The following is a 22,241-nucleotide window of genomic DNA, read 5'->3' as shown; positions in this document are numbered from 1 at the left end:
GTTAGCGCTCCTGCTTCTTCAACAGCATGGCGGCCAGCCCGAGCAGGATCGGCGCGGCCAGTGCCAGCGGCACGAAGGCAGCCCGGAGGTCGGCAAAGCCCAGCGCCTTCGAGAAGGTGCCGCGGGCGATGGTGACGAAATGCGTGGTCGGGTAGAGCTCGCCGATCACCCGCCCCGCGCCCTCCAGCGACGACACCGGGTCGATCAACCCGGAGTAGTTGACCGCCGGCAGGATGCTCAGCAGGGCGGTGCCGAAGAGCGCCGCGATCTGGCTGCGCGTGAAGGTCGATATCAACAGGCCGACAGCCGTGGCGGCGCCGACATAGAGCAGCGCACCCGCCGCGAGCGTCGCGAAGCTGCCTTTCAAAGGCACGCCGAAGACGGTGACCGCCAGCAGCGTAAGCAACAGGAAGCTCAGGAAGGACAGCACCAGATAGGGAAACTGCTTGCCGAGTAGGAACTCCAGCCGCGTGGTGGGCGTGACGTAGAAGTTGGTGATCGAGCCGAGCTCCTTCTCCCGCACCACGCTGAGCGCCGCGAGCATGGCCGGGATCATCATTAGCAGCAGCGGGATCACAGCCGGCACCATGGCCACCAGGCTTTTCACGTCCGGGTTGTAGCGGAACCGGGTTTCGATGTCGACGAGGCCTGCCAACGCATCGCCGTAGCCGGCCTCGCGCGCCCTAGTGGCCAGCCAGTGGGCATGCATCCCTTGTACATAGCCCTGCACGGTCTCGGCGCGGGCGGGCATCGCGCCGTCGATCCAGGCACCGATCTCGACGGGCCGGCCGCGGGCGAGGTCACGGGCGAACCCGGACGGAATCTCGATGGCCAGGCTCAGCTCGCCGGAGCGCATGCGACGGTCGAGGTCGACGTAGTCGGCGATCGGATCCCGCTCGATGAAATACCGGGATCCGGCCAGATTGAGCGTGTAATCGCGGCTGACCGTGGTCTGGTCACGATCCAGTACCGCGAAGGTCAGATCTTCCACATCCAGGCTGATGCCGTAGCCCATCACGAACATCAAAATGGCGCTGCCAACCAGCGCCAGGGTCAGGCGGATCGGATCGCGGCGCAGCTCAAGGCCTTCATGCAGGGCGTAGCTCGCCATACGCCGCGGGTCGAACCAGCGCCGCCAGCCCTGCGGCTCGGCGTGGCGGGTCGGCGCCGTGCCCGACAGCGATGCGTCAGCCTCCGCTTCCGCCTCCGGCGGCGCATCGCGGCGCGCTTGCGCCGCGGCCTGTTCCAGGTAATGGATAAAAACTTCTTCGAGATTCTCCGCGCCCCGCTGTTCAACCAGTGATGACGGTGCCTCGGTGACCAGCACCCGGCCGGCATGCATCAGCGAGATGCGGTCGCAACGCTCGGCCTCGTTCATGAAGTGGGTGGAGATGAAGATGGTCACCCCGTCCTGGCGCGACAGCTCGACCAGCAGGCGCCAGAAGGCGTCGCGCGCCACCGGATCTACCCCCGATGTGGGCTCATCGAGGATCAGCATCTCGGGCTTGTGGATCATGGCCACCGCCAGCGACAGGCGCTGGCGCAGCCCCATGGGCAGTTGGTCCGGCAGGCTACCCTGCACCGCGCCCAGATCGAAGCGGGTTGCCATCTCCTCGACGCGCCGCGGGATCTCCGCGGCGGGTACCTGGAACAGCCGTGCGTGCAGTTCGAGGTTCTGCCGCACCGTCAGCTCGGTGTAGAGCGAGAAAAACTGCGACATGTAGCCGACCCGGCGGCGGGTGGCCAGATCGTGCGGGTCCACTTCCTGCCCGAACAGCCAGGCTCGGCCTTCGGTCGGCGGCAGCAGGCCGGTGAGCATCTTCATGGTGGTGGTCTTGCCGCAACCGTTGGAGCCCAGAAAGCCGAAGATCTCGCCGCGAGGAATACGCAGATTCACGCGGTCCACCGCGGTAAAATCGCCGAAACGCATGGTCAGATCTTCGGCCTCGATGGCGATGTCGCCGTCGCCCCCGGGGCGAGGCGGGATCTCCACCGCCCGGTAATCGCGGCGCTTTTCCTCCGGCAACAGGCGGATGAAGGCGGCTTCCAGCGAGGTTTCGCCGGTGTGCTCGAGCAGGCGCTGCGGGCTGCCGGTGGCCAGCACCCGCCCACCGTCCATCGCCGCCAGCCAGTCGAAGCGCGCCGCCTCTTCCATGTAGGCAGTCGCCACCACCACGCTCATGCCGGGCTGATTTGCCCGGATCGCGTCGATCAGTTCCCAGAACTGCCGCCGCGAGAGCGGATCCACGCCGGTGGTGGGCTCATCCAGGATCAGCAGCTCGGGATCGTGGATCAGCGCGCAACACAGGCCGAGCTTCTGCTTCATGCCGCCCGAGAGCTTGCCGGCAGGACGCTGCAGAAACGGGAACAGACCAGTGGCACGGGTCAGCGCCTCGACGCGCCGTTGACGCTCGGCCCTGTCATGGCCGAACAGTCGTGCGAAAAAATCGAGATTTTCCCGCACCGACAGGGTGGGGTAGAGATTGCGACCCAGCCCTTGCGGCATGTAGGCGATGCGCGGGCAGGTTCGGCGGCGATGGCCGGCATCGGCCATGTCGCCGCCGAGCACCTCGACCCGGCCGGTCTGAATGGCGCGCGCGCCGGCAATGAGCGCCAGCAGGCTGGACTTGCCCACCCCGTCCGGGCCGATCAGCCCGGCCATGCAACCGGCCGGGACATCGAGGCTAACCGCATCGAGCGCCTGGACTTTGCCATAGCGCACGCCTACCTCGCTCAATCGCGCCACCGGCGGGGCTGCCGGCCCGTTTTCCATCACACGCCAATCCATGTTCATTGCGGCAGCCGGGCCTGCAATTCAGGGGGCCAGTCGATCTGCGGATCGAGTCGCACATAGGCCATGCCCGGCAGGCCGGTCTTGACCTGATGCAAATGCTGTTTAAGCAACTCAGGGTCGATGCGCACCTTGATACGGAACATCAGTTTCTGGCGCTCCTCCGCCGTTTCCACGGTTCTGGGTGTGAACTGGGCGACATCGGCAACGAAGGAGACCTGGGCCGGGATCACGTATTGCGGGACGGCGTCGAGCACGAGCCGCGCTTCTGCGCCGAGCGCGACGCGACCGGCCTGTTCCGTCGGCAGGAAAAAGGTCATGTAGACATCGCTCAGATCGACCATGTTCAGCACCACGCCGCCCGCCGGCAGCACCTCGCCGGGCTGAGCAACCAGGTACTGCACGCGCCCGTCACGGGGCGCCTTGAGCTCACTATCGGCGATATCGGCGGCGATGCGCTCGATGGTGGCGCTGACCGCGGCGACCTCGGTCTCGGCGGAGATCACCTGGGCGCGCGCGGTACCCAGTGCGGCTTCCGCCCCCGCCCGCTGCGCCCGAGCGGCGGCCACTGCGGCGCGGGCGCCTTCCAGGCGGGCGCGGTCATCATCGAGCGTTTGCTGGGAAATGGCATCACGGGCAGCCAGGTTTTCAGTACGCACGAAGCGCGCCTGGGCGCCGCGACGCTCTGCCTCGCGCTGAGCGATGAAGGCTGTCGCCGCTTCCAGCTCCGCTTCGCGCTGGGCGACCAGACTATGCGCGGTCTGCACCCCGATGCGGGCGCGCGCCAACCCGGCCTCGGCCTCGCGCAACTGCGCCTGAAGGATCTCGATGTCCATGCGCGCCAGCACCTGACCGGTGCTCACGAAGTCGCCCTCCTGGATCAGGATGTCCGCCACTCGCCCCGGCGCCTTGGTGGCGATGTCAATCTCGGTGGCCTCGATACGGCCATTGCCGCTGGTGATTCGCCCCTCAAGTGCCTCATCATTGAAATACCGCCAAAGGAACAGAACGAATACCGCTCCCAGGCCAAGTATCAATGCGCCCGTGCCCCATTTTTTCAACGTTGCGTTCAATGACATCATCCTCCATGCCATATCTCAGTGATCAGCAAGCACCTTTTTGAATTGCATTGCGATGCCCACTACCTGGCTGGTCGCCATTCAGCTCATTGTCGCCAGGAGCCTGTCGGATTGGGGAGCATGAATCGTAGCACCAATGCCATCACGCTGGTTTTCGCGCCGGGTAATCGGCCAAGCGACTGGAAGGACGCTGTCGACTCTCCCTGCGTCGATTCTACCTTCGTCATGCGGGGCCAGGCGAGGTATCTTCTCTCCACCCGCACCTCGATCCTGCGGCTATCTCCACCAGGCGAGCTTCACGGCGGGCAATCTCGGCGGGGATATCCATGCCGTCGCTCGCCTCGTCCCTGTCCGCTGACTCGGCCCGCTCGGTCAGCGCTTTCACTTACGCCCTAAACTGCGCCTCCCGCTTCTTGGCGTGTTGGCGTGTTGGCGTGTTGGCGTGTTGGCGTGTTGGCGTGGCCATACGGCAGAGCCTCATGCCTGCTGGCGTTGGCCATGAACCTGGTGCCGTCCAGGACGATGGTACCGAGCTTGAGCAGCTTCATCACGCGGAGTCGGTCTGGTCATCTACGGGGATGAAGAGACTCACGGCGACGTTCCCGTTGTGGCGGCATGTCGGGAGCATCTCACGTCGTTACCGACAACACGGCGGACTGCTAGCGCCTGAGGATGACCAGCCAGCGCCCCAGGTTCAACACACTCGCCAAAGAGGCGGCCACGTAGGTGAAGGCGCAGGCGGTGAGCACGTGGCGGGCGCCGGGCATGTCGTAGGGCGGTACGTACTCGCGCAACAGCGGCAGAGCGCGATTGAAGCTGGCGTCGAACTCCACCGGCAGGGTCACCAGGTGCACCAGCGCCGCGGCGCCGAAGCTGATCACCGCCGCCGCAATGACGATGGCGAGCCCGCCGGGCAGGCGGGTCAGGATGAACAGGAAGGGTGCGGCCATCATCAGCAGCGCACCGAGCTTCTCGGCCCGCTGCGCCACGCCCACCATGCGCGCCCGAGCGATCAGCGGCGCATAGCCCTCATGATGCTGAATGGCATGCCCCACCTCATGGGCGGCCACGGTCACCGCGGTGAGCGAGCGGCCTTCAAAGTGCTCTCGGGAGAGCCGTACCCGGCGCGCCTCCGGGTCGTAGTGGTCGCCCTGCTCGGTCATCTCCACCTCGACCCCCTCGATGCCCAGGCGCCGCAGCAGATGGTCGGCCAGCTCGGCCCCGGTGCCGGGATAGTCGTCGCGGCCGCGGGCGTGGCGCGCCAGCACCCACTTGGCCCAGACGTTGGGCAGCACGAAGATGGCCAGCAGGAAGGCGATCAGCAGCACGATCATGGCGTATCGGGTCTCGCTTCAGCGTCTTGAATTTGGACCAAGCCTACCCGTTTCGGGTTCATGCGTCGCCTGTCCCGGCCCCCAAACGCCGCCGCCCCGGCCAAGGGCCGGGGCGGCGTATGCGACACGGCGCTTCAGACCGAGGCGGAGGCCGCCTCGACGTCGCGCAGCAGGGCGTCGAAGGGCACCGAGGCCTTGACCCTGGGTGTGACCGACTGCACCTCGCCGCCGCTGTCGTGATCGCGACCGATAGCGTACTGCACCGCCTCGACGGCGCTCTTGCCGTGGTCGATGGCGGCCAGCGCCCACTTCCAGCCGGTACCGTAGGCGACGGGGCCGTTGACGGGAATGCGCACCAGCTTGTTGAACATCTCGAAGACACCGTCGGGGCCGGCGATGATCATCTCGACCCGGCTGACGTTCGGCTTGTCGTTACGCGGTGCCCCGGCCTGCAGCCACTCCAGCACTTCCCACCACTCCTGCTGCTCGCCGGCGAAGGCAACCCACTCGCCGTTGTCGAGCTGGAACAGCTTCTGCGCATGGTTGTAAGTCGAGCCGTTGACACTGATCAGCGAATCCGTCGCAAGCGTCGTTCCATCCCATACGATTGTGGTCATGCTGGATACCTCGGGGTGATGAAGGGCGCGGGCCTCAACGAGATTTAAACGAGACCCTTGCGTCAGGCGCAGGGTAGGAGCGAAATACGCAAGAAATCGACACACAGAATAACGAATTTGTAACCCACCAAAGCGATGGAGTAGCGCCCGGGGGCAGCGCCAGATCAGCCCATGAGTGCGACCTAAAGCTGCGACGTCCGGCGCACCCGCTCCAGGCCTTCCTCTCCGATCAACCCCTGAGCGCAGGCATGCTCGGCCATTGCGACGCTATCCTCGGCCAGCACCAGCTCGCAGCCGGTATGGCTGATCTCTTCGCGCAGCGCCTGGATGGCCCTCTCTCGGTCAGGCTTACGCTCGACCCGGCGAATGTACACCGCCCGGATTCGCTCAGGGAATTCATGCACGATGCGCGCATAGACCTCCGGGTCGTGCTGCCCGCTGTCGCCGATCAGCACGCAGGGCAGCTCATCGCGCATCTCCAGCATGTGCTGGATAAGATCGTACTTGTGGTCTTCCGCGCGACGCGGCCAGGGCTTGCGCCATGAAATGCCCCACTCGCGCAGGAACAGGATCGGCCCCACGGGAATACGGTTGAGCTGGAAGAACTCCTCGAGCATCTCGTAAATGCTCCAGGGGCCGCGAGAGACATAGAGAATCGGCCTTTTGGCCTTGCCGCTACGGCCCACGTGCAGCGCCTGATAGAACGCCGCCACGCCGGGAAACGCCATGCGCTGATGGGCCTGCTTGACGAATAGGCGATGCAGCATGCGCAGCTTGTTGGCCACGCCGGTGTACATCACCGTGTCGTCGATGTCGCTGATCACCAGCAGGTCGGCTTCGGCCGGCGGAATGTATACCTCGGTGAAGGAGTGCACCGGCTCCACGCCGGGCAATACCACGTGCAGCTCCGCATGGTGCCAGGCGCTGTCCGGCGGCAGGGGATGCTCGATCGGCAGGAGTACGTCGAAGTAGCCGTCACGGTCGGTGGTCACCGTGGTGACGTTCTCACCCAAAGTGACCTCGACGGTGACCTGCGGCAGCCCGCGGCGAAAGACCCGCCGAATCACATCGGCCAGATCGCGCAGCACGCCGTAGCGAGGTATCACCTCGCCCAATGCGGCCTGACGAAACACGCGGCCCATCAGCAGCACCTCGTGCCGGGAGCCGTAGCCGCGATAGGGGTGCACCACGTAACCGCCCTGTCCGTGATCGCGCCGCATGGGGCGGGCGGCAATGCGCAGCAGACGCCGGAGAAGGCCGCTCATGGGCTCCCCCCAAGCAACGACAGCCGATCCTGGCAATACGCCATCGTTTCCTCCCTGAAACTCGACAGGGTCCGGCTTACGCCGGACCCTGTCTATAGTGTGGAGGATCTTATCGCAGAATCAACCGCCTAGGCTTCGCTTGTACTGACCTACTTTAGCAGGTCGCGTACGTCCTTCGCCTCCCAGTGCGGGAAATGGCGGCGCACCAGCGCATTGAGCTCGAGCTCGAAGGCGGCCCAATCCACCTGATGACCGCTGCCCCCCGCCGCCTCGGCAGTATTTCGCACCATGCCGGCGCCGACGGTAATGTTGGAGAGGCGGTCGATGACGATGAAGCTGCCGGTACCCGGGCTCTGGTCGTAGGTATCGAGCGGCACCTCGGCGGTCAGCTCGACCCGGCAGCGAGCGATGGCATTGAGCTCGAGCCGGTCGGCCGGATGTCGCTCCAGAGTGTTGACATCCCTCTGGTGGTGAATCGTCTCCACACGCCCTGCCACTGAGCGACCGGCCAGACGAATGTCGTACTGCCGGCCCGGCGTCAGCGGCTGCTCGTGCATCCAGACGATGTCGGCATCGAAGGCGTTGGTCAGCGTGACCTCGGCGTCCTCGGCCACGATCCAGTCGCCGCGGGAGATGTCGATCTCGTCCTCCAGGGTGACGGTCACCGCCTGACCCGGCCACGCCGCTTCCAGATCGCCATCGAAGGTCACCACACGCTCGACCCGACTGGTCTTGCCCGAAGGCAGCGCCTTGATCGCTTGACCCGGGCGCAGCACACCGGCTTCCAGAGTACCGGCATAGCCGCGGAAGTCGAGGTTGGGGCGGTTGACGTACTGTACCGGGAAACGCAGATCGGTGAGGTTGCGGTCGCGACTGACCTCGACGCTTTCCAGCAGCTCCAGCAGCGCCGGGCCCTGTTCGCCTGCGACTTGGTACCAGGGCGTACGGTCGCTGCGGTTGACCACGTTGTCGCCCTCCAGCGCCGACATCGGCACGAAGCGCAGATCCTTGACCGAGAGCTGCTCGGCGAAGCGCCGGTAGTCGGCAACGATCTCGTCGAAGCGCGCCTGGGAGAAGCCCACCAGATCCATCTTGTTCACCGCGATGACCAGGTGCTTGATGCCCAGCAGGTCGGCGATGAAGCTGTGGCGCCGGGTCTGGGTCTGCACCCCGTAGCGAGCGTCGATCAGAATGATCGCCAGGTTGGCGGTGGAGGCGCCGGTGGCCATGTTGCGGGTGTACTGCTCGTGCCCCGGGGTGTCGGCGATGATGAACTTGCGCTTGTCGGTGGAGAAGAAGCGGTAGGCCACGTCGATGGTGATGCCCTGCTCGCGCTCCGACTGCAGGCCGTCGACCAGCAGCGCCAGGTCCACGGCGTCGCCGGTGGTGCCGCTCTTCTTGGAGTCGCGGGTCAGCGCCGCCAGGTGATCGTCGAAGATCATCTTGGAGTCGTGCAGCAGCCGGCCGATCAGGGTCGACTTGCCGTCATCCACGCTGCCGCAGGTGATGAAGCGCAGCAGGTCCTTGTTCTCGTGCTCGTGCAGGTACTGCTCGATGTTGTCGGCGATCAGTGTCGATTGGTGTGCCATCAGAAGTACCCCTCGCGCTTCTTCTTCTCCATCGAGCCCGCCTGGTCATGGTCGATGGCCCGGCCGCTGCGCTCACTGGTGCGGGTCAGCAGCATCTCCTGGATGATCTCGGGCAGGGTGTCGGCCCTGGACTCCACCGCGCCGGTCAGCGGGTAGCAGCCCAGGGTGCGGAAGCGCACCCAGCGCTCCTCCGGCACCTCGCCGGGAGCCAGCGGCAGGCGCTCGTCGTCGACCATCACCAGCATGCCGTCGCGCTCCACCACCGGGCGCGGCGCGGCGTAGTAGAGCGGTACGATGGGAATCTGCTCGAGGTAGATGTACTGCCAGATGTCCAGCTCGGTCCAGTTGGAGAGCGGGAAGGCGCGGATCGACTCGCCCTTGTTGACCCGGGCGTTGTAGAGATTCCACAGCTCCGGGCGCTGGCTCTTGGGGTCCCAGCGGTGGAACTTGTCGCGGAACGAGAACACCCGCTCCTTGGCGCGGCTGGCTTCCTCGTCGCGGCGGGCACCGCCGAAGGCGGCATCGAAACCGTACTTGTCCAGCGCCTGCTTGAGCGCCTGGGTCTTCATCACGTCGGTGTAGCCGCTGGAACCGTGATCGAAGGGGTTGATGCCAGCGGCACGCCCCTCTTCGTTGATGTGCTCGATCAGCTCCATGCCCACCTCACCGGCCATGCGGTCGCGGAAGGCGATCATCTCGCGGAACTTCCAGGTGGTGTTGATGTGCATCAGCGGGAACGGCGGCGGCCCGGGGAAGAAGGCCTTGCGCGCCAGATGCAGCATCACCGAGGAGTCCTTGCCGATGGAGTAGAGCATCACCGGGTTGCAGAACTCGGCGGCCACCTCGCGGATGATATGGATCGATTCGGCTTCCAGTTGCTGCAGGTGGGTCAGCCGGCGTGGCGACACGACGCTCTTGTCGGCCGCCTGGGATACCGGCTGTTGCTCGGGAGCTTTGAGACTGGTCATCGGCCCGGGTACCTCGCATGACGATGGGCAGTAAGAATCATGCGGACAGGGTAACGCCGGGCCGATAATAACGTAAAAGAATGATTACCTATCTTTTTAGATCAAAAACGAATCGAAGCTTCAGATATCGACGCGCTCGATCCAAGTCAGCCACTCGTCGCCGCGGATATCGAACACCCGATAGCCCGGGCGAGACGCCTCGTCGATGGCGAAGTCATCGGAGCCGGCCAGGAACTGGTCGGTGGTGGAAGGACAGCCATAGACCGTCACCACGCCCTGCTCGAGCGGCTGGCGACCGACGAAGGCCTGGTGCACGTGCCCGCAGAGAATGGCCTTGACCTGCGGGAACGGCATCAACGCCTGCCACAGGGCATCGCTGTCCTTGAGTCCGATCGCGTCGAGCCAGGCCGAGCCGACGGCAAGCGGCGGATGGTGCATGACCAGCAGCGTGGGGCGCTCGCTCTCCGACAGCCGCTCGACCAGTCGATCGATGCGCTCCTGCCCCAGCTCGCCATGAGCGTGTCCCTTGACGCAGGTATCGGCGACCACGAGCCGCCAATCGCCCAGCTCGATGTCGTCGTGGATGGCCTTGAGGTCCTTCATCAGCTCCTGGCGGTCGTGGTTGCCACCCAGCCAGAACCAGGGACACTCCAGCGTCGAAAGAACGCGATGGGCATGTTCGTAGGAGGCCGACGTCTCGTCCTGGCTGATGTCGCCGCTGGCGATGACGATATCCGGACGCTCGGTGCGAATCGCTTCCACCACGGCTTCGAGCTGGCGCAGCGGAAAGCCGGCACGGGAGCGAGCGTGGGGATCGGCATGCAAGTGACAGTCGGTGAGCTGTACCAGGCGTATCATCCCGGCAGTTCCGTCAGGTTGGTGGGATGACCGTGCTCCAGCCCATGGGCCAGCCATTCGCCGAGAAAACGGTTGAGCTGCAGCTTCTCGTCGGGCTGGAACATGCGCACGTTGGGATAGCGATAGCGGCCGTTGAAGTGGCGCTCGCGCTGGAAGTCGGTGACTTCGGCCATGCGCACGTCGTGATAGAGATGCACCCGCATGCGCGGCGGCTCGATGACGCCATCCATCAAGCTGCTCTGGCTGACCCGGGCGATGGTGGTATAGGGTGCCCGCTCAAGCACCGACAGCCACAGGGTGCCGAAGCGTCCACGCTGGCCGGTCAGCTCGAGTTCGCGCGTCTCGCCCGCACCAAGGTCACCCAGCAGCCGGATCAGGCGCAGGTAGTTGGCGCTGCATTCGCCCTGCAGCCCTTTCAGATCGGTGACATAGGCGGTTCTCGCCACGCTACCCCCTTGCTCGTAGAGATGCCCGTTCGGCCGCCAACCAGTAGAAGGCGATCAGGCACATGGCATTGTCGAGTCTTCCGGCCTGCAAGAGTTCCCAGGCCCGAGTAAACGGTAACACGTGGACGCGGATGTCTTCATGTTCCTCGTCCAGGCCGTGCACACCGCCCAGCCCTTCGCAGTCGACCAGACCACAGAACAGCGTGACCCGCTCCGTGCAGGCACCGGGGCTGGGATAGTAGGTGTGCAGCTCGATCAGCTCGTCGACCGCACAGCCGGCTTCCTCCATGGCCTCGCGGCGTGCCACTTCGGCTGCGCTCTCGCCCGCTTCGACCAGACCGGCGACGATCTCGAGCTTCCACGGCGATTCCGGATCGTCCAGGGCACCGGCGCGGATCTGCTCTACCAGCGCCACGCAGTCGCGCTCGACATCGTAGAGCAGCACGCCCACGGCATCGTGCCGCACGTGCACTTCGCGCGTCATCTCACGGCTCCAGCCGCCCTCGAACAGGCGATGACGCAGGTGCAGTTCATCGAGCCGGAAGAAGCCCTGATGCAGGCAGCGACGTTCGATCAGTTCGACATCGGCACCGCTGAAGGCGGGCAGGCGGGCGGCATCCCGGCCGCTATCGTCATTGTCGGTCATGCAGGCCTCCGAGTCTGCGAATGGCGACCATTATCGTGAGCGGAGCCGGGAATGCCAACCTATGCATGCCGACGCCATGCGCTCCGCAGTCGAAGCGCATGGCGGTTGGCAGTCTCAGAGCCGATAGAGCCGAGCAAAAAGCCCTCGGCGCTCGGAGACCTCAGAAGGGGGAGATCCTGGCGCTGAGGTTAGAGCTGAGAGAGCAGCGCCCTGGCCTGCTCACGCAGCGCCTCGTCCGAGGCCTGACGATCCTCGCGGGCGGTGCCGTCGACGGCACGCTGCGCGTGCTCACGCGCCTCGTCGCGTCGGCCTTCGTCCTCGAGGAAGGTGGCGTAGTAGTAGTTGACGTCGATGCCGTCGGGGCGAATCTGCAGCGCGCGCTGGAACATGCGCTCGGCGGTCGCGCTGTTGCCGAAACCCACGGGGCGACCCGGAGCCCGGTCGTACAGCGCACCCAATGTGACGTAGGCCGAGCCGTTGCCGCCCTGAGGGTCGATCTCGATGGCACGCTCCAGGGCGTCACGGGCGGAGCGCGCACTGCCCAGCGCACCCAGGCCGCTGCGCTCACGGGCGTGCGAAGCCTCGATGATGCCGTACCAGATCAGCGGCTGCGCCTCGCCGGGATTGGCCTGAACCAGCCGCTCGGCTTCGTCGGAGAGCGATTTCAGCGAATGGCGGCGCTGCCCTTCCGCCCGCAGTGTGGTGATCTGCTCCCAGCGCTGCTTGAGCGCCTCGACTTCGCTCTCCCAGGCCTGGGCAACGGTGAAGGGGGCGATCAGAAGCGCCGTGCCGAGGGCGGCGGCGAGTAGCTGGCGTCGAAACATGTCCAGACTCCTTTCTCGAAAAGGATTGTTGTTGGATCCCGGCGTGGAGCCGTCAACCAAAATGTAACGAACGTTTGAATGATACGCCAGCCCAAACGGCGAGATACTGTCGCGTTAGCGACGAATGGCGTATGTTGCCCTTCTCGCCATACGAAGGAGCCGTGCATGAAGGGCCGCAACATGACGCGCTGGCGCGATCCGGCCAAGGATCCGCGCCAGGAGCCCAGGAGCAACCTGATCACCGCCGAGGGAGCGGCGCGCCTGCGCGGCATTCTCGATCATCTCTCGCGGGTCAAGCGGCCGGAGCTCTCGGCCAAGGTGGGCGAAGCCGCAGCGCTGGGCGACCGCAGCGAGAACGCCGATTACACCTACAACAAGAAGGAGCTCAACCGGGTCATCGCGCGCATTCGCTACCTGACCAAGCGGCTCGACGAGCTGCAGGTGGTGGACCGCCTGCCGGCGGCTACCGACAAGGTGTACTTCGGCGCCTTCGTCACCCTCGAGGACGATGAGGGCGAAGAGATGCAGATCCGCATCGTCGGCCACGACGAGACCGACACCTCCAAGCGCTGGATAAGCGTCGATGCTCCTCTGGCCAAGGCGCTGCTGGGCAAGGCGCTGGACGACGAGGTCACGGTGAAGGCGCCGGCGGGCGATAGCGTCTACGTCATCACCGATATCGCCTATCGGAGCCCACAGCTATAGAACATGGAGACGGTACGATGCCCGTCGTTTTCCGCTACAAGGGAATTCGCTTCTTCTTTTACTCGAATGAAGGAAATCCTCTGGAACCCATGCACATCCATGCCGAGAGCGGAGACGGTGAAGCCAAGATATGGGTGCTGCCGCAAATCGCTATCGCCAACAGCAGTGGCTACAATAGAAAGCAACTTGCACAGCTCATGCAGTTAGTTGAAGAACACCGTAGCGAGATCGAGAGGGCCTGGAATGAGCATTTCTGCCAAGACCGTCAGCTTTGACGAACACACCATGTGGGTCGAACTCAGCGACGGTCGGACCCTCGGCATCCCATTGGCATGGTTCCCCCGCCTCCTGCATGCCAGTGCTGAAGAGCGCAAGCAGTGTCGTATCAGCTATTCCGGAAAGGGCTTGCACTGGGACGATCTGGATGAAGACATTTCCGTGGAAGGGCTCATTGCCGGTCGAGGCGACACGGCCCAGCACCATGGGCGTGTCGCCTGACGACACTTCTTAGCGTATTGCCTGCTTCGTCGTATAAACCCGAAAACGCCGGTCGTCGGCAACGATCTGGAAGCCGCCGAAGGCGCTCTCGAGCAGGTCCGGATAGGGCAGGAAGGCGTTGGCGACGAGCCACAGTTCCCCGCCCGGCTGCAGGTGTCCCGGCGCCTCGCGAATCAGGCGCCCAGCGGGACCGTAGTCGATACTGCGCTCCTGGTGGAACGGCGGATTGCTGACGATGGCGGCAAAGCGCCTATCGCCGAGTGCCGAGTAGACGTCGCTGGCCACAGCCTGCCCTTCCAGGCCGTTGGCCGCCAGGGTGCGCCGGGTGGCCTCCACGGCGAAGGCGTTGACGTCCACCGCCGTCACGGCGTGGCCGCGACGGGCCAGCCAGGCGGCGAGGATGCCGTCGCCGCAGCCCATGTCGAGCACGTCGCGTGCTCTGTCGGGCCCCGGCAGCCCGGCCTCGAGGCGTTCGAGCAGCAGCTTGGTTCCTGCATCCAGCTTGCCGTGGCCGAACACGCCAGGATGCGTGGCCAGCACCAACCCCTCGGCCTCGAAGGTGGTCCAGGCCGCATCCGGGTCGATGCCGACATCGCCGAGGCGGGTCTCGAACAGGATGCAGCGCCGCGCACTGTCGAGCTTGCGACAGCCCAGCCCCAGTGCCGCCAGCACCTTGAGCACTCGCTTGATGCCCCCCTGGTTCTCACCCACCAGTTGCAGCCGCGTGCCAGACGGCAGGTTGGCGCACAGCCACAGCAGCCACCACTCGCCCAGGGCATGGGCCTTGGGCCAGAACAGCACCGCCCCGGGGGGCTCGCCGACGGAGCCGGCATCGAACGGCGAGAAGGCCGCACGACCATGTTCCCGCCACGCCTCGAGCACGCCATGATCGGCGCTGACGGCACTGCCCCGCCCCTGCTCGAGCCACGCATCACGCGGCGGAGCCACCCACAGCCAGCCGCGATAGTCGCAATCCTGGCGCTCGAGCAGCTGGCAGACCGGCGTTTGCGCACTCATCGGGGCGTCTCCTCGGGCGAGCGTGTCTCGTGGACCAGCGTGTAGAGCAGGTAGCGCCCCAGCCGCCAGTGCGGGTCGACCTGGCAGTAGCGGCGCTCCAGTTCCACCAGGCGCTGCCAGTCGGCCTCGCTGGAGGGCGGCTGGCGCAGGTAGTCATGGAAAACGCGAATGCCCGCCACCGAACGAATCGCCAGACCGCTTTCGCGGCTCCAGGCGACGATCTGCTCGTGACACAGCGGCGAAATGGGCGTCAGGCGCTGACGCTTGCCGGTACCCTCGAGGCGGTCCTCCAGCGCCTTCTGCAGATTGCCCTTCACTACGTTGGAGAAGCGCAGCGCATCGCGGTTGAACACCATCAGCGACAGCTGGCCGCCGGGGGCCAGGTTCTCCGCCAGGGTGGCGAAGGCCGCCTTGGGGTCGCTCAACCACTCCAGCACGGCATGACAGGCGATCAGCGGCCAGCGGCCGGCGGCACGTTCGGGCAGCGCCTGCAGCGGCGCCTGCACGAAGCTCACCGGCAGACCAGCCAGCTCCTGTCGAGCCTGTGCGAGCATGTCGCCGGCCGGTTCCAGCAGGGTCACTCTGTGACCGCGCCGGGCGAACCAGGCGGAAAGCTGGCCCAGGCCACCGCCGACGTCCAGCAGCGGCTGGCCGTCGAGTTCCAGCATGCGCGGCAGCAGCTCGTCGAGCAGGGCCAGGCGCAGCTCACCGCGCGGGCCGCCGTAGAGGCTGCCGGCGAACTTGTCGGCCAGGCCGTCGAAATGACGGTCCCCGGCAGGCGAAAGAGGAGCGGAGTCTGACATTTCCTGACCTGATGCAAGGCATGTGGCGCGCATTCTACCCGCCTTGCGCCACCCTGGGCAGATGCCGCTGCCACTGCACCTCGGCCTCGAGCTGGGCCGCCAGCGCCAGCAGGCGACGCTCGTCGCCCATGGAGCCCACCACCTGGACGCCGACCGGCAGGCCCTGTGGGGTGACGTGCAGCGGCAGCGACATGGCCGGCTGACCGGTGAGGTTGGCCAGTTGGGTATAAGGCGTGCGTGACAGCGCATCCCGCGCCAGCTGACCGAGCATGCCCGCCTTGAGCGCCAGCCTGGGCAGGCCGGGAATGGCGAGCAGCGTCATCAAACGCTGCTGCCACGCCGGCGGGTAGAGTTCGCCCAGGCGCGGTGCCGGTGCCGCCGTGACGGGCATCAGCAGCAGATCAAAGCGGCGGTGGAACGCCCCCATGGCCCGCGCCGCCGCGTTCCAGTCGCGCTTGGCCAGTTCGTAGTCGCGTACCGGCAGGTGCTGCCCCAGGCGGGCAATCGCCCGGGTCGAGGGTTCGATGTCCAGGCGTGACACCGGCACGCCGGTTTCGCGGGAGATCCAGGCCAGATCTGCGGTAACATGCCCCAGGTAGAGCGTCAGGTAGGCGTTGGCCAGGCGCTCGCCGTCAACGGGCGGATCGGCCCACTCCAGGTGATGGCCGAGCCCCTCCAGGGTTCGTGCCGCCCCTTCCACCGCCAGGCGCACCTCGGGATCGAGCCGGGTGCCCAACGGCTTGCTCAGCGGCTCGCCCAACGAGACGGCGATGCGCAGCGGCTCGGGGGGGCGCTCCAGCGCAGCGAGAAAACCCCGCTCACGGGGTACCGGGTAGGGGCCGCCCTCGTCCATGCCGTTGATCGCTTCGAGCAGCGCGGCGCTGTCGCGCACCGAGCGGGTCACGGCGTGCTCTACCACGGCGCCCCGCCACACCTCGCCATGCAGCGGCCCCTGGGGCACGCGACCGCGCGAGGGCTTGAGACCGAACAGCCCGCAGTAGGCTGCGGGAATGCGGATCGAGCCGCCGCCGTCGCCGGCCATGGCCAGCGGTACCAGCCCGCCGGCCACCGCCGCCGCCGCCCCGCCGCTGGAGCCGCCGGGAGAATGTTCCGCGTTCCACGGGTTGACGGGATGGGGAAAGGCGCGCGGCTCGGTGATGCCCATCAACCCCAGCTCGGGGGTGGCGGTCTGGCCCAGGATGGCCAGCCCGGCTTCCCGCACGCGGGCGACCAGCGTCGACTCCACCGGCGCCTTCCACTCGGCCAGGGCGGCGCTGCCGAAGGCCAGCGGCTCGCCTTCCAACGCCATCAGCAGGTCCTTGGTCAGGGTCGGCACACCCGCCAGGGGAGCTTCCGGATCGACGCTTTCCGCCTCGCTCCTGGCGCGTTCGAAGCGTGTTCGCACCAGCGCTCGCAGATGCGGGTTGTCGCGCTCGATGGCCGCACAGGCCGCAGCGAACACCTCGCCCCGGCTCACTTCACCGCTGCGAATCAGCGACGCCAGACCCAGGCCATCGTGGCGCCGATACTCTTCGATATCCATCCGCTTTCCCTGCCACCCAATGTCGCTCGATAATGGCGGCTCGGGACCATTCTTGGCAACCGCACCCAAGCGGGCGGTTTAACTTGCTCACTCAAGCCCTTATAATGCGCAGCCGTGCTGCCCCCATAGCTCAGCTGGATAGAGCGTCCCCCTCCTAAGGGGAAGGTCTCAGGTTCGAATCCTGATGGGGGCGCCAGTCTTTCGGTCGCTCATGCCGTGCTGCCCGCTCAAGCCCCCTTCCGTACTTGCAGATGCAAGTAGAGCGGGTCGAATTCTCCGGCCTCCTTCAGCTTCTCCCAGTCAGGTACGCTCACCTGGGTCTTCTCCATCCGAATCAGGCCGTCGGCACGCAGTGCCTGCAGCGTGCGGCTGACGTGCACGGCAGTGATGCCCAGCGCATCCGCCAGCTTCTCCTGAGTGATTGGCCACTGGAAAGACCATTCTTCCACCAGTCCCACCGCTTTCAGGCGTATCAGTATCTCGCAAACCAGGTGAGCCATGCGGGTATAAGCACTGCGCTGGCCGACGTTCAGCAGCCACTCCCGATAGATCGAAGCGTCAACCAGCGTCTCGCGCCAGAATGCGGCCGTAAGACGTGGGTATCGTTCGCATAGACGACGCAAGTCCTCGTGCTGGATGAACCCCACCGTACAGGCGCTGATCGAAGCAATGCTCATATCCATGACCGCCAGGTGCAGACTCTGCAGATCCGGCATGTCGCCGGGAACGTGCAAAGCCATGATCTGGCGTTTGCCCAGATGGCTCAGCTTGTACGCACAGGTAAAGCCTTCCAGAATCAGGCAGCTCTGAGCAGGACGCTCGCCTATGCCGACGATCTCCCGGTCGGCCTTGATCCCTTTGAGCAGTATCGGCAGTTGCTGGAGCGCGCCCCTCTCTTCATCGGAGAGGGGAAAAATACTATCCAGCTTGCGGATCATCAGGTCGTTGGGTTGGTGCGGCATGAGAGCCATGTAGTCACTCCTGTAATCGTCTTGGCATTACCCTCACCCTAGGCCATTCAAAGCGATGGCAACGAACAACTCGGCAAGAAACCTGCGTACGGCTACACATCACTCATGAGCGGTAACATGACGGTCATCCGATACGTGGTAGGATGAGATGGCCAATAACGGTGAACTTTCAGGCAGGAGGCCAGAATGTTTCAACGCTCAAGGAAGGTCGCGTGTCCCGAATGCAACGGCAGCAATTTCTGGAACGGCAACCCGAAGCCAACGGACGTGCTTCACTGCCGCTTCTGTGATGCCGTTGTGACTACCTATGCCGACTATGTGGAACAGGCGGCCCAGCGTGAAGCGGAGCGGCTGCTCGCGGAGTTCGTCGAAGTCGACGTCTCCCGAGACCTCGCTCACCTCAAGGCCGTATTGGCAGCGACCGAGCCCAGGCCCAGCGCTTGAACTCGAACGCAACGGCCACCTTCAGGGTGGCCGTTTTCGTTCCCGCCCAAGTCAGCGCTACAGCAGCTGACAGGCCTGCTCGAAGGTGAGCCGCGGGCCGCGCGGATGCAGCTTGGCCGGGTCGCCGTAGCCCAGATTGCACAGGAAGTTGCTGCGGTAGTTGGGGTAGCGCTCGGCGAAGAACCGCCCGTCGACCATATCGTTGTCGAAGCCGGATAGCGGCCCCACGTCGAGCCCCAGCGCGCGGGCAGCGAGAATGAAGTAGCCGCCCTGCAGGCTGGCGTTGCGAAAGGCGGTCTCCTCGCGGTAGGGCTCGTCGCCGACGAACCAGGCCCTGGCATCCACATGGGGAAAGAGCGCCGGCAGGTGGTCGTGGAAGCGTCGGTCGTAGGCCAGAATGGCCGTGACCGGAGCCTCCTCCACCTTGCGCCGGTTGCCCTCCTTCAGCGCGGGCATCAACTTCTCCTTGGCCTGCCGGGTGCGCAGGAACAGGATGCGCAGCGGATTGCAGTTGACGCTGGTAGGCGCCATCTTCACGAGGTCGTAGAGTTCGCGCAGGGTAGCGTCGTCCACGGGTCGGTCCTGCCAGTAGGCGTGGCTTCTCGCCTCGTGGAACAGCTGGTCCAGCACCGGCTGGCTCAAGACGCCTGAAGTCATGAATTCTCTCCCTTGTCGTCGGTCTTTACGGTTCAGTAGCGGTAGGCCAGATGGGTGGAAAGCACGGGGAACAGCGTGAGGATGAACAGCACCACCAGCATCGCGACGAAGAACGGCACCACGCCCTTGAAGATCTCCTTGACCGGCACGCTGCGGTCGTTCAGCGCTGCCTTCACCGTGTAGACCGATATGCCGAACGGCGGCGTGATCAGGCCGATTTCCACCGCCACCACGGTGATGACGCCGAACCAGATCAGGTCCATGCCGAAGAACTGGGCGATGGGCAGCACGATGGGCAACACGATCAGCATGATCGACACCGAGTCGATGATGCAGCCCATCAGGATCACCACCAGCAGGTAGAGAAACAGGAAGTGGTAGGCGGTCAACTCCATGGCCGTGACCCACTGGGCGATGGCCATCGGCAACCCGGTCAGCGCCAGCATGCGGCTGTAGAGCGAGGCAGCGAGAATCAGGAACAGGATCGATACCGCCACGTGCCCGGTCTCGCCCAGCACCTGGTAGAACTTGGCCGGGCTCAGGCGACGCTTGAGCAGCGCCAGCAGCAGCGCACCGCAGGCGCCCACGCCACCCGCCTCGGTCGGCGTGAAGAAACCGCTGTAGAGGCCGCCCAGTACCAGCGCCATCAGCGCCAGGATGGGCACCAGCTTGAGCGCCAGCGCCATGCCCGATTCCGCTTCGCCCGCGGTGGGCGCCGGCGCTGAAACGTTGCCCATGCCGGCCGCTCCCTGCATCATGAAGCCGGGGCGCAGGTAGGCGAGGAGCAGGATCGTGATGCAGAAGGTCGCCGCCAGCAGGATGCCCGGTATGATGCCGGCGATGAACATGCGACCCACCGACTGCTCGGCCAGCACACCGTAGACGATCATCAGCAGCGAAGGGGGAATCAACATGCCCAGCACCGAGCTGCCCGCCACCACACCCACCGCAAACTTGGGCGTATAGCCATGCCGGCGCATCTCCGGCACCGCCACCTTGGTGAACACCGCCGCCGAGGCCACGCTGATACCGGTGATCGAGGCGAAGATGCCGTTGGCGCCGACGGTGGCCACCCCCAGTCCGCCGCGGATCCGGCGGGTCAGCCACTGAAAGACGTCGAAGGTGTCCCGCCCTACCCCCGATATCACCACCAGCAACCCCATCAGCACGAACAGCGGTACCACACCGTAGAGGTAGCTGCTGAGCGAGTCGTTGGCCGCCGCGGCCACCATGCGCGTAGCCAGCTCCGGATTGCGCAGGGTCGAGATGGCCAGGAAGGAGACCAGCATCAGGGCGATGCTGATATGCATGCCGAAGTAGATCAGCGCCAGCATCATGACCACCGCCACGATGCCGATTTCGATACCGCTCATGGGCGATCCTCCTCGGCGTGCGGCGCTCCACCCTTGACCGTCCACACCAGCGCCTGGGCCGCCAGCAGCAAATACTGCAGCAGCGTGATCGCCGCACAGGCGATCACCACCAGGCGGATGGGCCAGACGGGAAAGGTGAACACCCCCTCCACGCCCATGAACTGGTTGCGTTCCCAGGCGCGCAGGAAGGTCGGCAGCGTGCCCTGGTAGATCACCATCAGCATGTAGGCACCGGCCAGGTAGAACAGGGTCTGCAAGCCGTGGCCGAGGCGCGGGTGACGCTCGGTGAAACCCTGAATGAAGATGTCGGCCTGGGCCATGCGGCCGTGTCGCAGGGTACTGGGCAGTTGCAGGAACACGATCATGACGATGGAGGCCGCCACCAGCTCCGCCACCCCCGCAATGGGCTTGTTGAGCAGATTGCGCGACAGCACGTCCACCACGATCATCGCCATGATCGAGAAGATCAGCAGTGAGCCGACCGCGTTGAGGCCGTCCACCAGGTAGCCGAACAGGCTGTTGTGGCGGCCGCCGCCGAGCCGGCGCCCCAGCACCAGCGTCTTGAAAGAAAAGGTCATTGCCCCGACTCCTCAGGCCCGGTCGGCATCGCCGGCCGGGCATTGCCGATCAGTTGCGGTCCCAGGCCAGTTCCGGCTCGTGACCGCGTTCGCGCATGGCATCCATGTAGGTACTGAGGAGTTCGCGGGCCGGCAGCCCGCGCCCTTCGTTGCGCTCGACCCACTGCTGGGCCAGGCCGGGCATGCCGTCGATCCACTGCTGACGCTTCGCGTCGGAGAGCGCCTGAACTTGCACCGGCGTGCTCTGGTCGGCGCCCAGCTCGACCATGCGCTCCAGCGAGCTCTCGTAGCGCTCGGCCAGGTCGCGGCCGTGGGCGCGGGTGTAGGCCTCGCCCGCCTCCATCAGCGCCTGCTGCACCGGCTCGGGCAAGCCGTCCCAGGTGAACTGGTTGATGGCGAGCCCGCCCGAGAACACCACGCCCAGGTTCACCTGGGTGACGTAGGGCGCCACCTCGTAGATGCGCGCCGGCAGGTTGCCGGTGGCGAGCCCCACCACGCCCTGGGAGACACCGGTCTGGATGTCGGTGTAATAGCTCGCCAGGGTGCCGTCCACGGGCACGGCACCCACCGGCTCGAGCCATACGCCGAGCACGCCGGGGGCGGAGATGCGCGCCCCTTCCAGATCGTCGAGGCTCTCCACCGGGAAGTTGGTGTAGATGTCGTAGGTATCCGAGGCGGTGGCGCCGAGGAACACCAGGTCGTGGTCCTCCCACTCGGCGCGAAACTCCGGTACCGAGCGCACCAGGTCGTTCATCACGTCGAGCATCAGCTCGGGGTCGCTGGTGGTGAAGGGCGTATAGGCGCTGATCTGAGCCAACGGCATGCGCGAGGGCTCCAGGTAGCTGAACACCCAGCCGATGTCGGCGATGCCGTCCTGGATCGAGGTGAGGGTGGCGTTGGTGCCATAGAGCTGGCCGGCATAGGCTTCCGTCCAGCGCACCTCGTATTCGCCCTCTTCCGCCAGGATCTCGTTGACCTTGGGAATGAATACCTGGGGAATCATGCCCACCCAGGGGATGGTGGTCGGGTGGCTCGAGCCCACGGTCAAATCGATGGTCTCCACCGCCGACGCGCTGGCGGGAAGCAGCGCGGCAGCCAGCGTCGCGGCAGTGAGAGTCTTGAGGGGGAAGACAGTCGATGACTTGATGGTGTTGTGCTTTGGATGTGTCATGTTGGCGTCTCGTATTGGGGTTGTTGTTATGGAAACCGGTTATGGCAATTGGCGTGGCAACGGC

The 22,241-nt window shown here is 65.4% G+C and carries 23 protein-coding genes and 1 tRNA gene; 5 read left to right on the top strand and 19 right to left on the bottom strand.

Going from position 1 to position 22,241, the window contains the following annotated elements:
- Position 1: 1 nt before the first annotated feature.
- The 11 genes from rbbA to C4S71_RS04540 form a co-directional block, all read right to left on the bottom strand.
- Complete coding sequence (gene rbbA / locus C4S71_RS04590) at positions 2-2,794, bottom strand: ribosome-associated ATPase/putative transporter RbbA (RefSeq protein ID WP_103968351.1); 2,793 nt, start codon at positions 2,792-2,794, stop codon at positions 2-4.
- Positions 2,791-3,864 (bottom strand): HlyD family secretion protein, encoded by a 1,074-nt coding sequence (locus C4S71_RS04585; RefSeq protein ID WP_479688557.1) that lies wholly within the window; start codon positions 3,862-3,864, stop codon positions 2,791-2,793. Before C4S71_RS04585 ends, rbbA begins: the two co-directional genes overlap by 4 nt.
- 665 nt (positions 3,865-4,529) lie before the next feature.
- Positions 4,530-5,204, bottom strand: coding sequence for a zinc metallopeptidase (locus C4S71_RS04580; protein ID WP_103968349.1), 675 nt, complete (start codon positions 5,202-5,204; stop codon positions 4,530-4,532).
- A gap of 134 nt (positions 5,205-5,338) precedes the next feature.
- On the bottom strand, positions 5,339-5,821 hold the full coding sequence (locus tag C4S71_RS04575; protein ID WP_103968348.1) for a 20S proteasome subunit A/B: 483 nt from the start codon (positions 5,819-5,821) through the stop codon (positions 5,339-5,341).
- A 182-nt stretch (positions 5,822-6,003) separates the two neighbouring features.
- Positions 6,004-7,086 (bottom strand): App1 family protein, encoded by a 1,083-nt coding sequence (locus tag C4S71_RS04570; protein ID WP_103968347.1) that lies wholly within the window; start codon positions 7,084-7,086, stop codon positions 6,004-6,006.
- Between the two features lie 149 nt (positions 7,087-7,235).
- Complete coding sequence (gene cysN / locus C4S71_RS04565) at positions 7,236-8,675, bottom strand: sulfate adenylyltransferase subunit CysN (RefSeq protein ID WP_103968346.1); 1,440 nt, start codon at positions 8,673-8,675, stop codon at positions 7,236-7,238.
- Positions 8,675-9,643 (bottom strand): sulfate adenylyltransferase subunit CysD, encoded by a 969-nt coding sequence (gene cysD / locus C4S71_RS04560; protein WP_103968345.1) that lies wholly within the window; start codon positions 9,641-9,643, stop codon positions 8,675-8,677. Before cysD ends, cysN begins: the two co-directional genes overlap by 1 nt.
- A gap of 120 nt (positions 9,644-9,763) precedes the next feature.
- Positions 9,764-10,501 carry a phosphodiesterase gene (locus tag C4S71_RS04555; RefSeq protein WP_103968344.1) on the bottom strand — a complete coding sequence of 246 codons (738 nt, stop codon included), beginning with the start codon at positions 10,499-10,501 and terminating at the stop codon, positions 9,764-9,766.
- Positions 10,498-10,947 carry a DUF1249 domain-containing protein gene (locus C4S71_RS04550; RefSeq protein WP_086511923.1) on the bottom strand — a complete coding sequence of 150 codons (450 nt, stop codon included), beginning with the start codon at positions 10,945-10,947 and terminating at the stop codon, positions 10,498-10,500. Before C4S71_RS04550 ends, C4S71_RS04555 begins: the two co-directional genes overlap by 4 nt.
- Position 10,948: 1 nt before the next feature.
- Complete coding sequence (locus C4S71_RS04545; RefSeq protein WP_086511924.1) at positions 10,949-11,593, bottom strand: NUDIX domain-containing protein; 645 nt, start codon at positions 11,591-11,593, stop codon at positions 10,949-10,951.
- Between the two features lie 188 nt (positions 11,594-11,781).
- The gene (locus tag C4S71_RS04540) at positions 11,782-12,417 is read right to left on the bottom strand and encodes a tetratricopeptide repeat protein (RefSeq protein WP_103968343.1); all 636 of its coding nucleotides are present in this window, start codon (positions 12,415-12,417) and stop codon (positions 11,782-11,784) included.
- Positions 12,418-12,582: 165 nt separating this feature from the next.
- On the opposite strand from C4S71_RS04540, the gene greB reads away from it, so the two are divergent.
- The 3 genes from greB to C4S71_RS04525 are packed head-to-tail and all read left to right on the top strand — an operon-like array spanning position 12,583 to position 13,620.
- Positions 12,583-13,122 (top strand): transcription elongation factor GreB, encoded by a 540-nt coding sequence (gene greB, locus C4S71_RS04535; protein WP_086511926.1) that lies wholly within the window; start codon positions 12,583-12,585, stop codon positions 13,120-13,122.
- Positions 13,123-13,139: 17 nt separating this feature from the next.
- Positions 13,140-13,397 carry a DUF4160 domain-containing protein gene (locus C4S71_RS04530; protein ID WP_086511927.1) on the top strand — a complete coding sequence of 86 codons (258 nt, stop codon included), beginning with the start codon at positions 13,140-13,142 and terminating at the stop codon, positions 13,395-13,397.
- Entirely contained in the window at positions 13,366-13,620 is a 255-nt protein-coding gene (locus tag C4S71_RS04525; RefSeq protein ID WP_086511928.1) for a DUF2442 domain-containing protein, read from the top strand. The genes C4S71_RS04530 and C4S71_RS04525 overlap by 32 nt, the downstream gene beginning before the upstream one ends.
- A 9-nt stretch (positions 13,621-13,629) precedes the next feature.
- Here the strand turns inward: C4S71_RS04525 and C4S71_RS04520 are convergent, their stop codons facing one another.
- Genes C4S71_RS04520 through C4S71_RS04510 form a run of 3 tightly spaced genes read right to left on the bottom strand, consistent with a single transcriptional unit; the run spans position 13,630 to position 16,983 of the window.
- Positions 13,630-14,637: a methyltransferase gene (locus C4S71_RS04520; protein ID WP_103968342.1), complete on the bottom strand. Its 1,008-nt coding sequence runs from the start codon at positions 14,635-14,637 to the stop codon at positions 13,630-13,632.
- On the bottom strand, positions 14,634-15,440 hold the full coding sequence (locus C4S71_RS04515) for a methyltransferase domain-containing protein (RefSeq protein WP_103968341.1): 807 nt from the start codon (positions 15,438-15,440) through the stop codon (positions 14,634-14,636). The genes C4S71_RS04520 and C4S71_RS04515 overlap by 4 nt, the downstream gene beginning before the upstream one ends.
- A 34-nt stretch (positions 15,441-15,474) precedes the next feature.
- Entirely contained in the window at positions 15,475-16,983 is a 1,509-nt protein-coding gene (locus tag C4S71_RS04510) for an amidase (RefSeq protein ID WP_103968340.1), read from the bottom strand.
- Positions 16,984-17,102: 119 nt separating this feature from the next.
- Here C4S71_RS04510 and C4S71_RS04505 point away from each other — a divergent pair.
- A tRNA-Arg gene (locus C4S71_RS04505) sits at positions 17,103-17,179 on the top strand.
- Between the two features lie 31 nt (positions 17,180-17,210).
- On the opposite strand, the gene C4S71_RS04500 is transcribed toward C4S71_RS04505, so the two are convergent.
- Positions 17,211-17,954, bottom strand: coding sequence for a Crp/Fnr family transcriptional regulator (locus tag C4S71_RS04500; RefSeq protein ID WP_103968339.1), 744 nt, complete (start codon positions 17,952-17,954; stop codon positions 17,211-17,213).
- 186 nt (positions 17,955-18,140) lie between these two features.
- On the opposite strand from C4S71_RS04500, the gene C4S71_RS04495 reads away from it, so the two are divergent.
- Positions 18,141-18,398 (top strand): hypothetical protein, encoded by a 258-nt coding sequence (locus C4S71_RS04495; RefSeq protein ID WP_103968338.1) that lies wholly within the window; start codon positions 18,141-18,143, stop codon positions 18,396-18,398.
- 57 nt (positions 18,399-18,455) lie between these two features.
- Here the strand turns inward: C4S71_RS04495 and C4S71_RS04490 are convergent, their stop codons facing one another.
- Genes C4S71_RS04490 through C4S71_RS04475 form a run of 4 tightly spaced genes read right to left on the bottom strand, consistent with a single transcriptional unit; the run spans position 18,456 to position 22,177 of the window.
- The gene (locus C4S71_RS04490; RefSeq protein WP_103968337.1) at positions 18,456-19,055 is read right to left on the bottom strand and encodes a malonic semialdehyde reductase; all 600 of its coding nucleotides are present in this window, start codon (positions 19,053-19,055) and stop codon (positions 18,456-18,458) included.
- Between the two features lie 32 nt (positions 19,056-19,087).
- Entirely contained in the window at positions 19,088-20,428 is a 1,341-nt protein-coding gene (locus C4S71_RS04485) for a TRAP transporter large permease (protein WP_103968336.1), read from the bottom strand.
- Complete coding sequence (locus tag C4S71_RS04480) at positions 20,425-21,006, bottom strand: TRAP transporter small permease subunit (RefSeq protein WP_086509476.1); 582 nt, start codon at positions 21,004-21,006, stop codon at positions 20,425-20,427. The genes C4S71_RS04485 and C4S71_RS04480 overlap by 4 nt, the downstream gene beginning before the upstream one ends.
- A 49-nt stretch (positions 21,007-21,055) precedes the next feature.
- Complete coding sequence (locus C4S71_RS04475; RefSeq protein WP_103968335.1) at positions 21,056-22,177, bottom strand: C4-dicarboxylate TRAP transporter substrate-binding protein; 1,122 nt, start codon at positions 22,175-22,177, stop codon at positions 21,056-21,058.
- Between the last annotated feature and the right edge of the window lie 64 nt (positions 22,178-22,241).

This window comes from Billgrantia desiderata, assembly GCF_900108215.1.
In the GTDB taxonomy this organism is placed as follows: domain Bacteria; phylum Pseudomonadota; class Gammaproteobacteria; order Pseudomonadales; family Halomonadaceae; genus Halomonas; species Halomonas desiderata.
The sequence above is the reverse complement of the archived record's forward strand: the minus strand, read 5'-3'. Positions and strand labels throughout refer to the sequence as shown.

What these genes read in the sequence shown, in the direction of transcription:
- C4S71_RS04555 (WP_103968344.1), bottom strand. Translation starts at nt 10,501, where the DNA reads ATGATACGCCTGGTACAGCTCACCGACTGTCACTTGCATGCCGATCCC.
- C4S71_RS04480 (WP_086509476.1), bottom strand. Translation starts at nt 21,006, where the DNA reads ATGACCTTTTCTTTCAAGACGCTGGTGCTGGGGCGCCGGCTCGGCGGC.
- C4S71_RS04580 (WP_103968349.1), bottom strand. Translation starts at nt 5,204, where the DNA reads ATGATCGTGCTGCTGATCGCCTTCCTGCTGGCCATCTTCGTGCTGCCC.
- C4S71_RS04475 (WP_103968335.1), bottom strand. Translation starts at nt 22,177, where the DNA reads ATGACACATCCAAAGCACAACACCATCAAGTCATCGACTGTCTTCCCC.
- C4S71_RS04525 (WP_086511928.1), top strand. Translation starts at nt 13,366, where the DNA reads ATGAGCATTTCTGCCAAGACCGTCAGCTTTGACGAACACACCATGTGG.
- C4S71_RS04515 (WP_103968341.1), bottom strand. Translation starts at nt 15,440, where the DNA reads ATGTCAGACTCCGCTCCTCTTTCGCCTGCCGGGGACCGTCATTTCGAC.
- C4S71_RS04490 (WP_103968337.1), bottom strand. Translation starts at nt 19,055, where the DNA reads ATGACTTCAGGCGTCTTGAGCCAGCCGGTGCTGGACCAGCTGTTCCAC.
- C4S71_RS04530 (WP_086511927.1), top strand. Translation starts at nt 13,140, where the DNA reads ATGCCCGTCGTTTTCCGCTACAAGGGAATTCGCTTCTTCTTTTACTCG.
- C4S71_RS04485 (WP_103968336.1), bottom strand. Translation starts at nt 20,428, where the DNA reads ATGAGCGGTATCGAAATCGGCATCGTGGCGGTGGTCATGATGCTGGCG.
- C4S71_RS04520 (WP_103968342.1), bottom strand. Translation starts at nt 14,637, where the DNA reads ATGAGTGCGCAAACGCCGGTCTGCCAGCTGCTCGAGCGCCAGGATTGC.
- rbbA (WP_103968351.1), bottom strand. Translation starts at nt 2,794, where the DNA reads ATGAACATGGATTGGCGTGTGATGGAAAACGGGCCGGCAGCCCCGCCG.
- cysD (WP_103968345.1), bottom strand. Translation starts at nt 9,643, where the DNA reads ATGACCAGTCTCAAAGCTCCCGAGCAACAGCCGGTATCCCAGGCGGCC.
- cysN (WP_103968346.1), bottom strand. Translation starts at nt 8,675, where the DNA reads ATGGCACACCAATCGACACTGATCGCCGACAACATCGAGCAGTACCTG.
- C4S71_RS04545 (WP_086511924.1), bottom strand. Translation starts at nt 11,593, where the DNA reads ATGACCGACAATGACGATAGCGGCCGGGATGCCGCCCGCCTGCCCGCC.
- C4S71_RS04570 (WP_103968347.1), bottom strand. Translation starts at nt 7,086, where the DNA reads ATGAGCGGCCTTCTCCGGCGTCTGCTGCGCATTGCCGCCCGCCCCATG.
- C4S71_RS04510 (WP_103968340.1), bottom strand. Translation starts at nt 16,983, where the DNA reads ATGGATATCGAAGAGTATCGGCGCCACGATGGCCTGGGTCTGGCGTCG.
- C4S71_RS04500 (WP_103968339.1), bottom strand. Translation starts at nt 17,954, where the DNA reads ATGGCTCTCATGCCGCACCAACCCAACGACCTGATGATCCGCAAGCTG.
- C4S71_RS04495 (WP_103968338.1), top strand. Translation starts at nt 18,141, where the DNA reads ATGTTTCAACGCTCAAGGAAGGTCGCGTGTCCCGAATGCAACGGCAGC.
- greB (WP_086511926.1), top strand. Translation starts at nt 12,583, where the DNA reads ATGAAGGGCCGCAACATGACGCGCTGGCGCGATCCGGCCAAGGATCCG.
- C4S71_RS04540 (WP_103968343.1), bottom strand. Translation starts at nt 12,417, where the DNA reads ATGTTTCGACGCCAGCTACTCGCCGCCGCCCTCGGCACGGCGCTTCTG.
- C4S71_RS04575 (WP_103968348.1), bottom strand. Translation starts at nt 5,821, where the DNA reads ATGACCACAATCGTATGGGATGGAACGACGCTTGCGACGGATTCGCTG.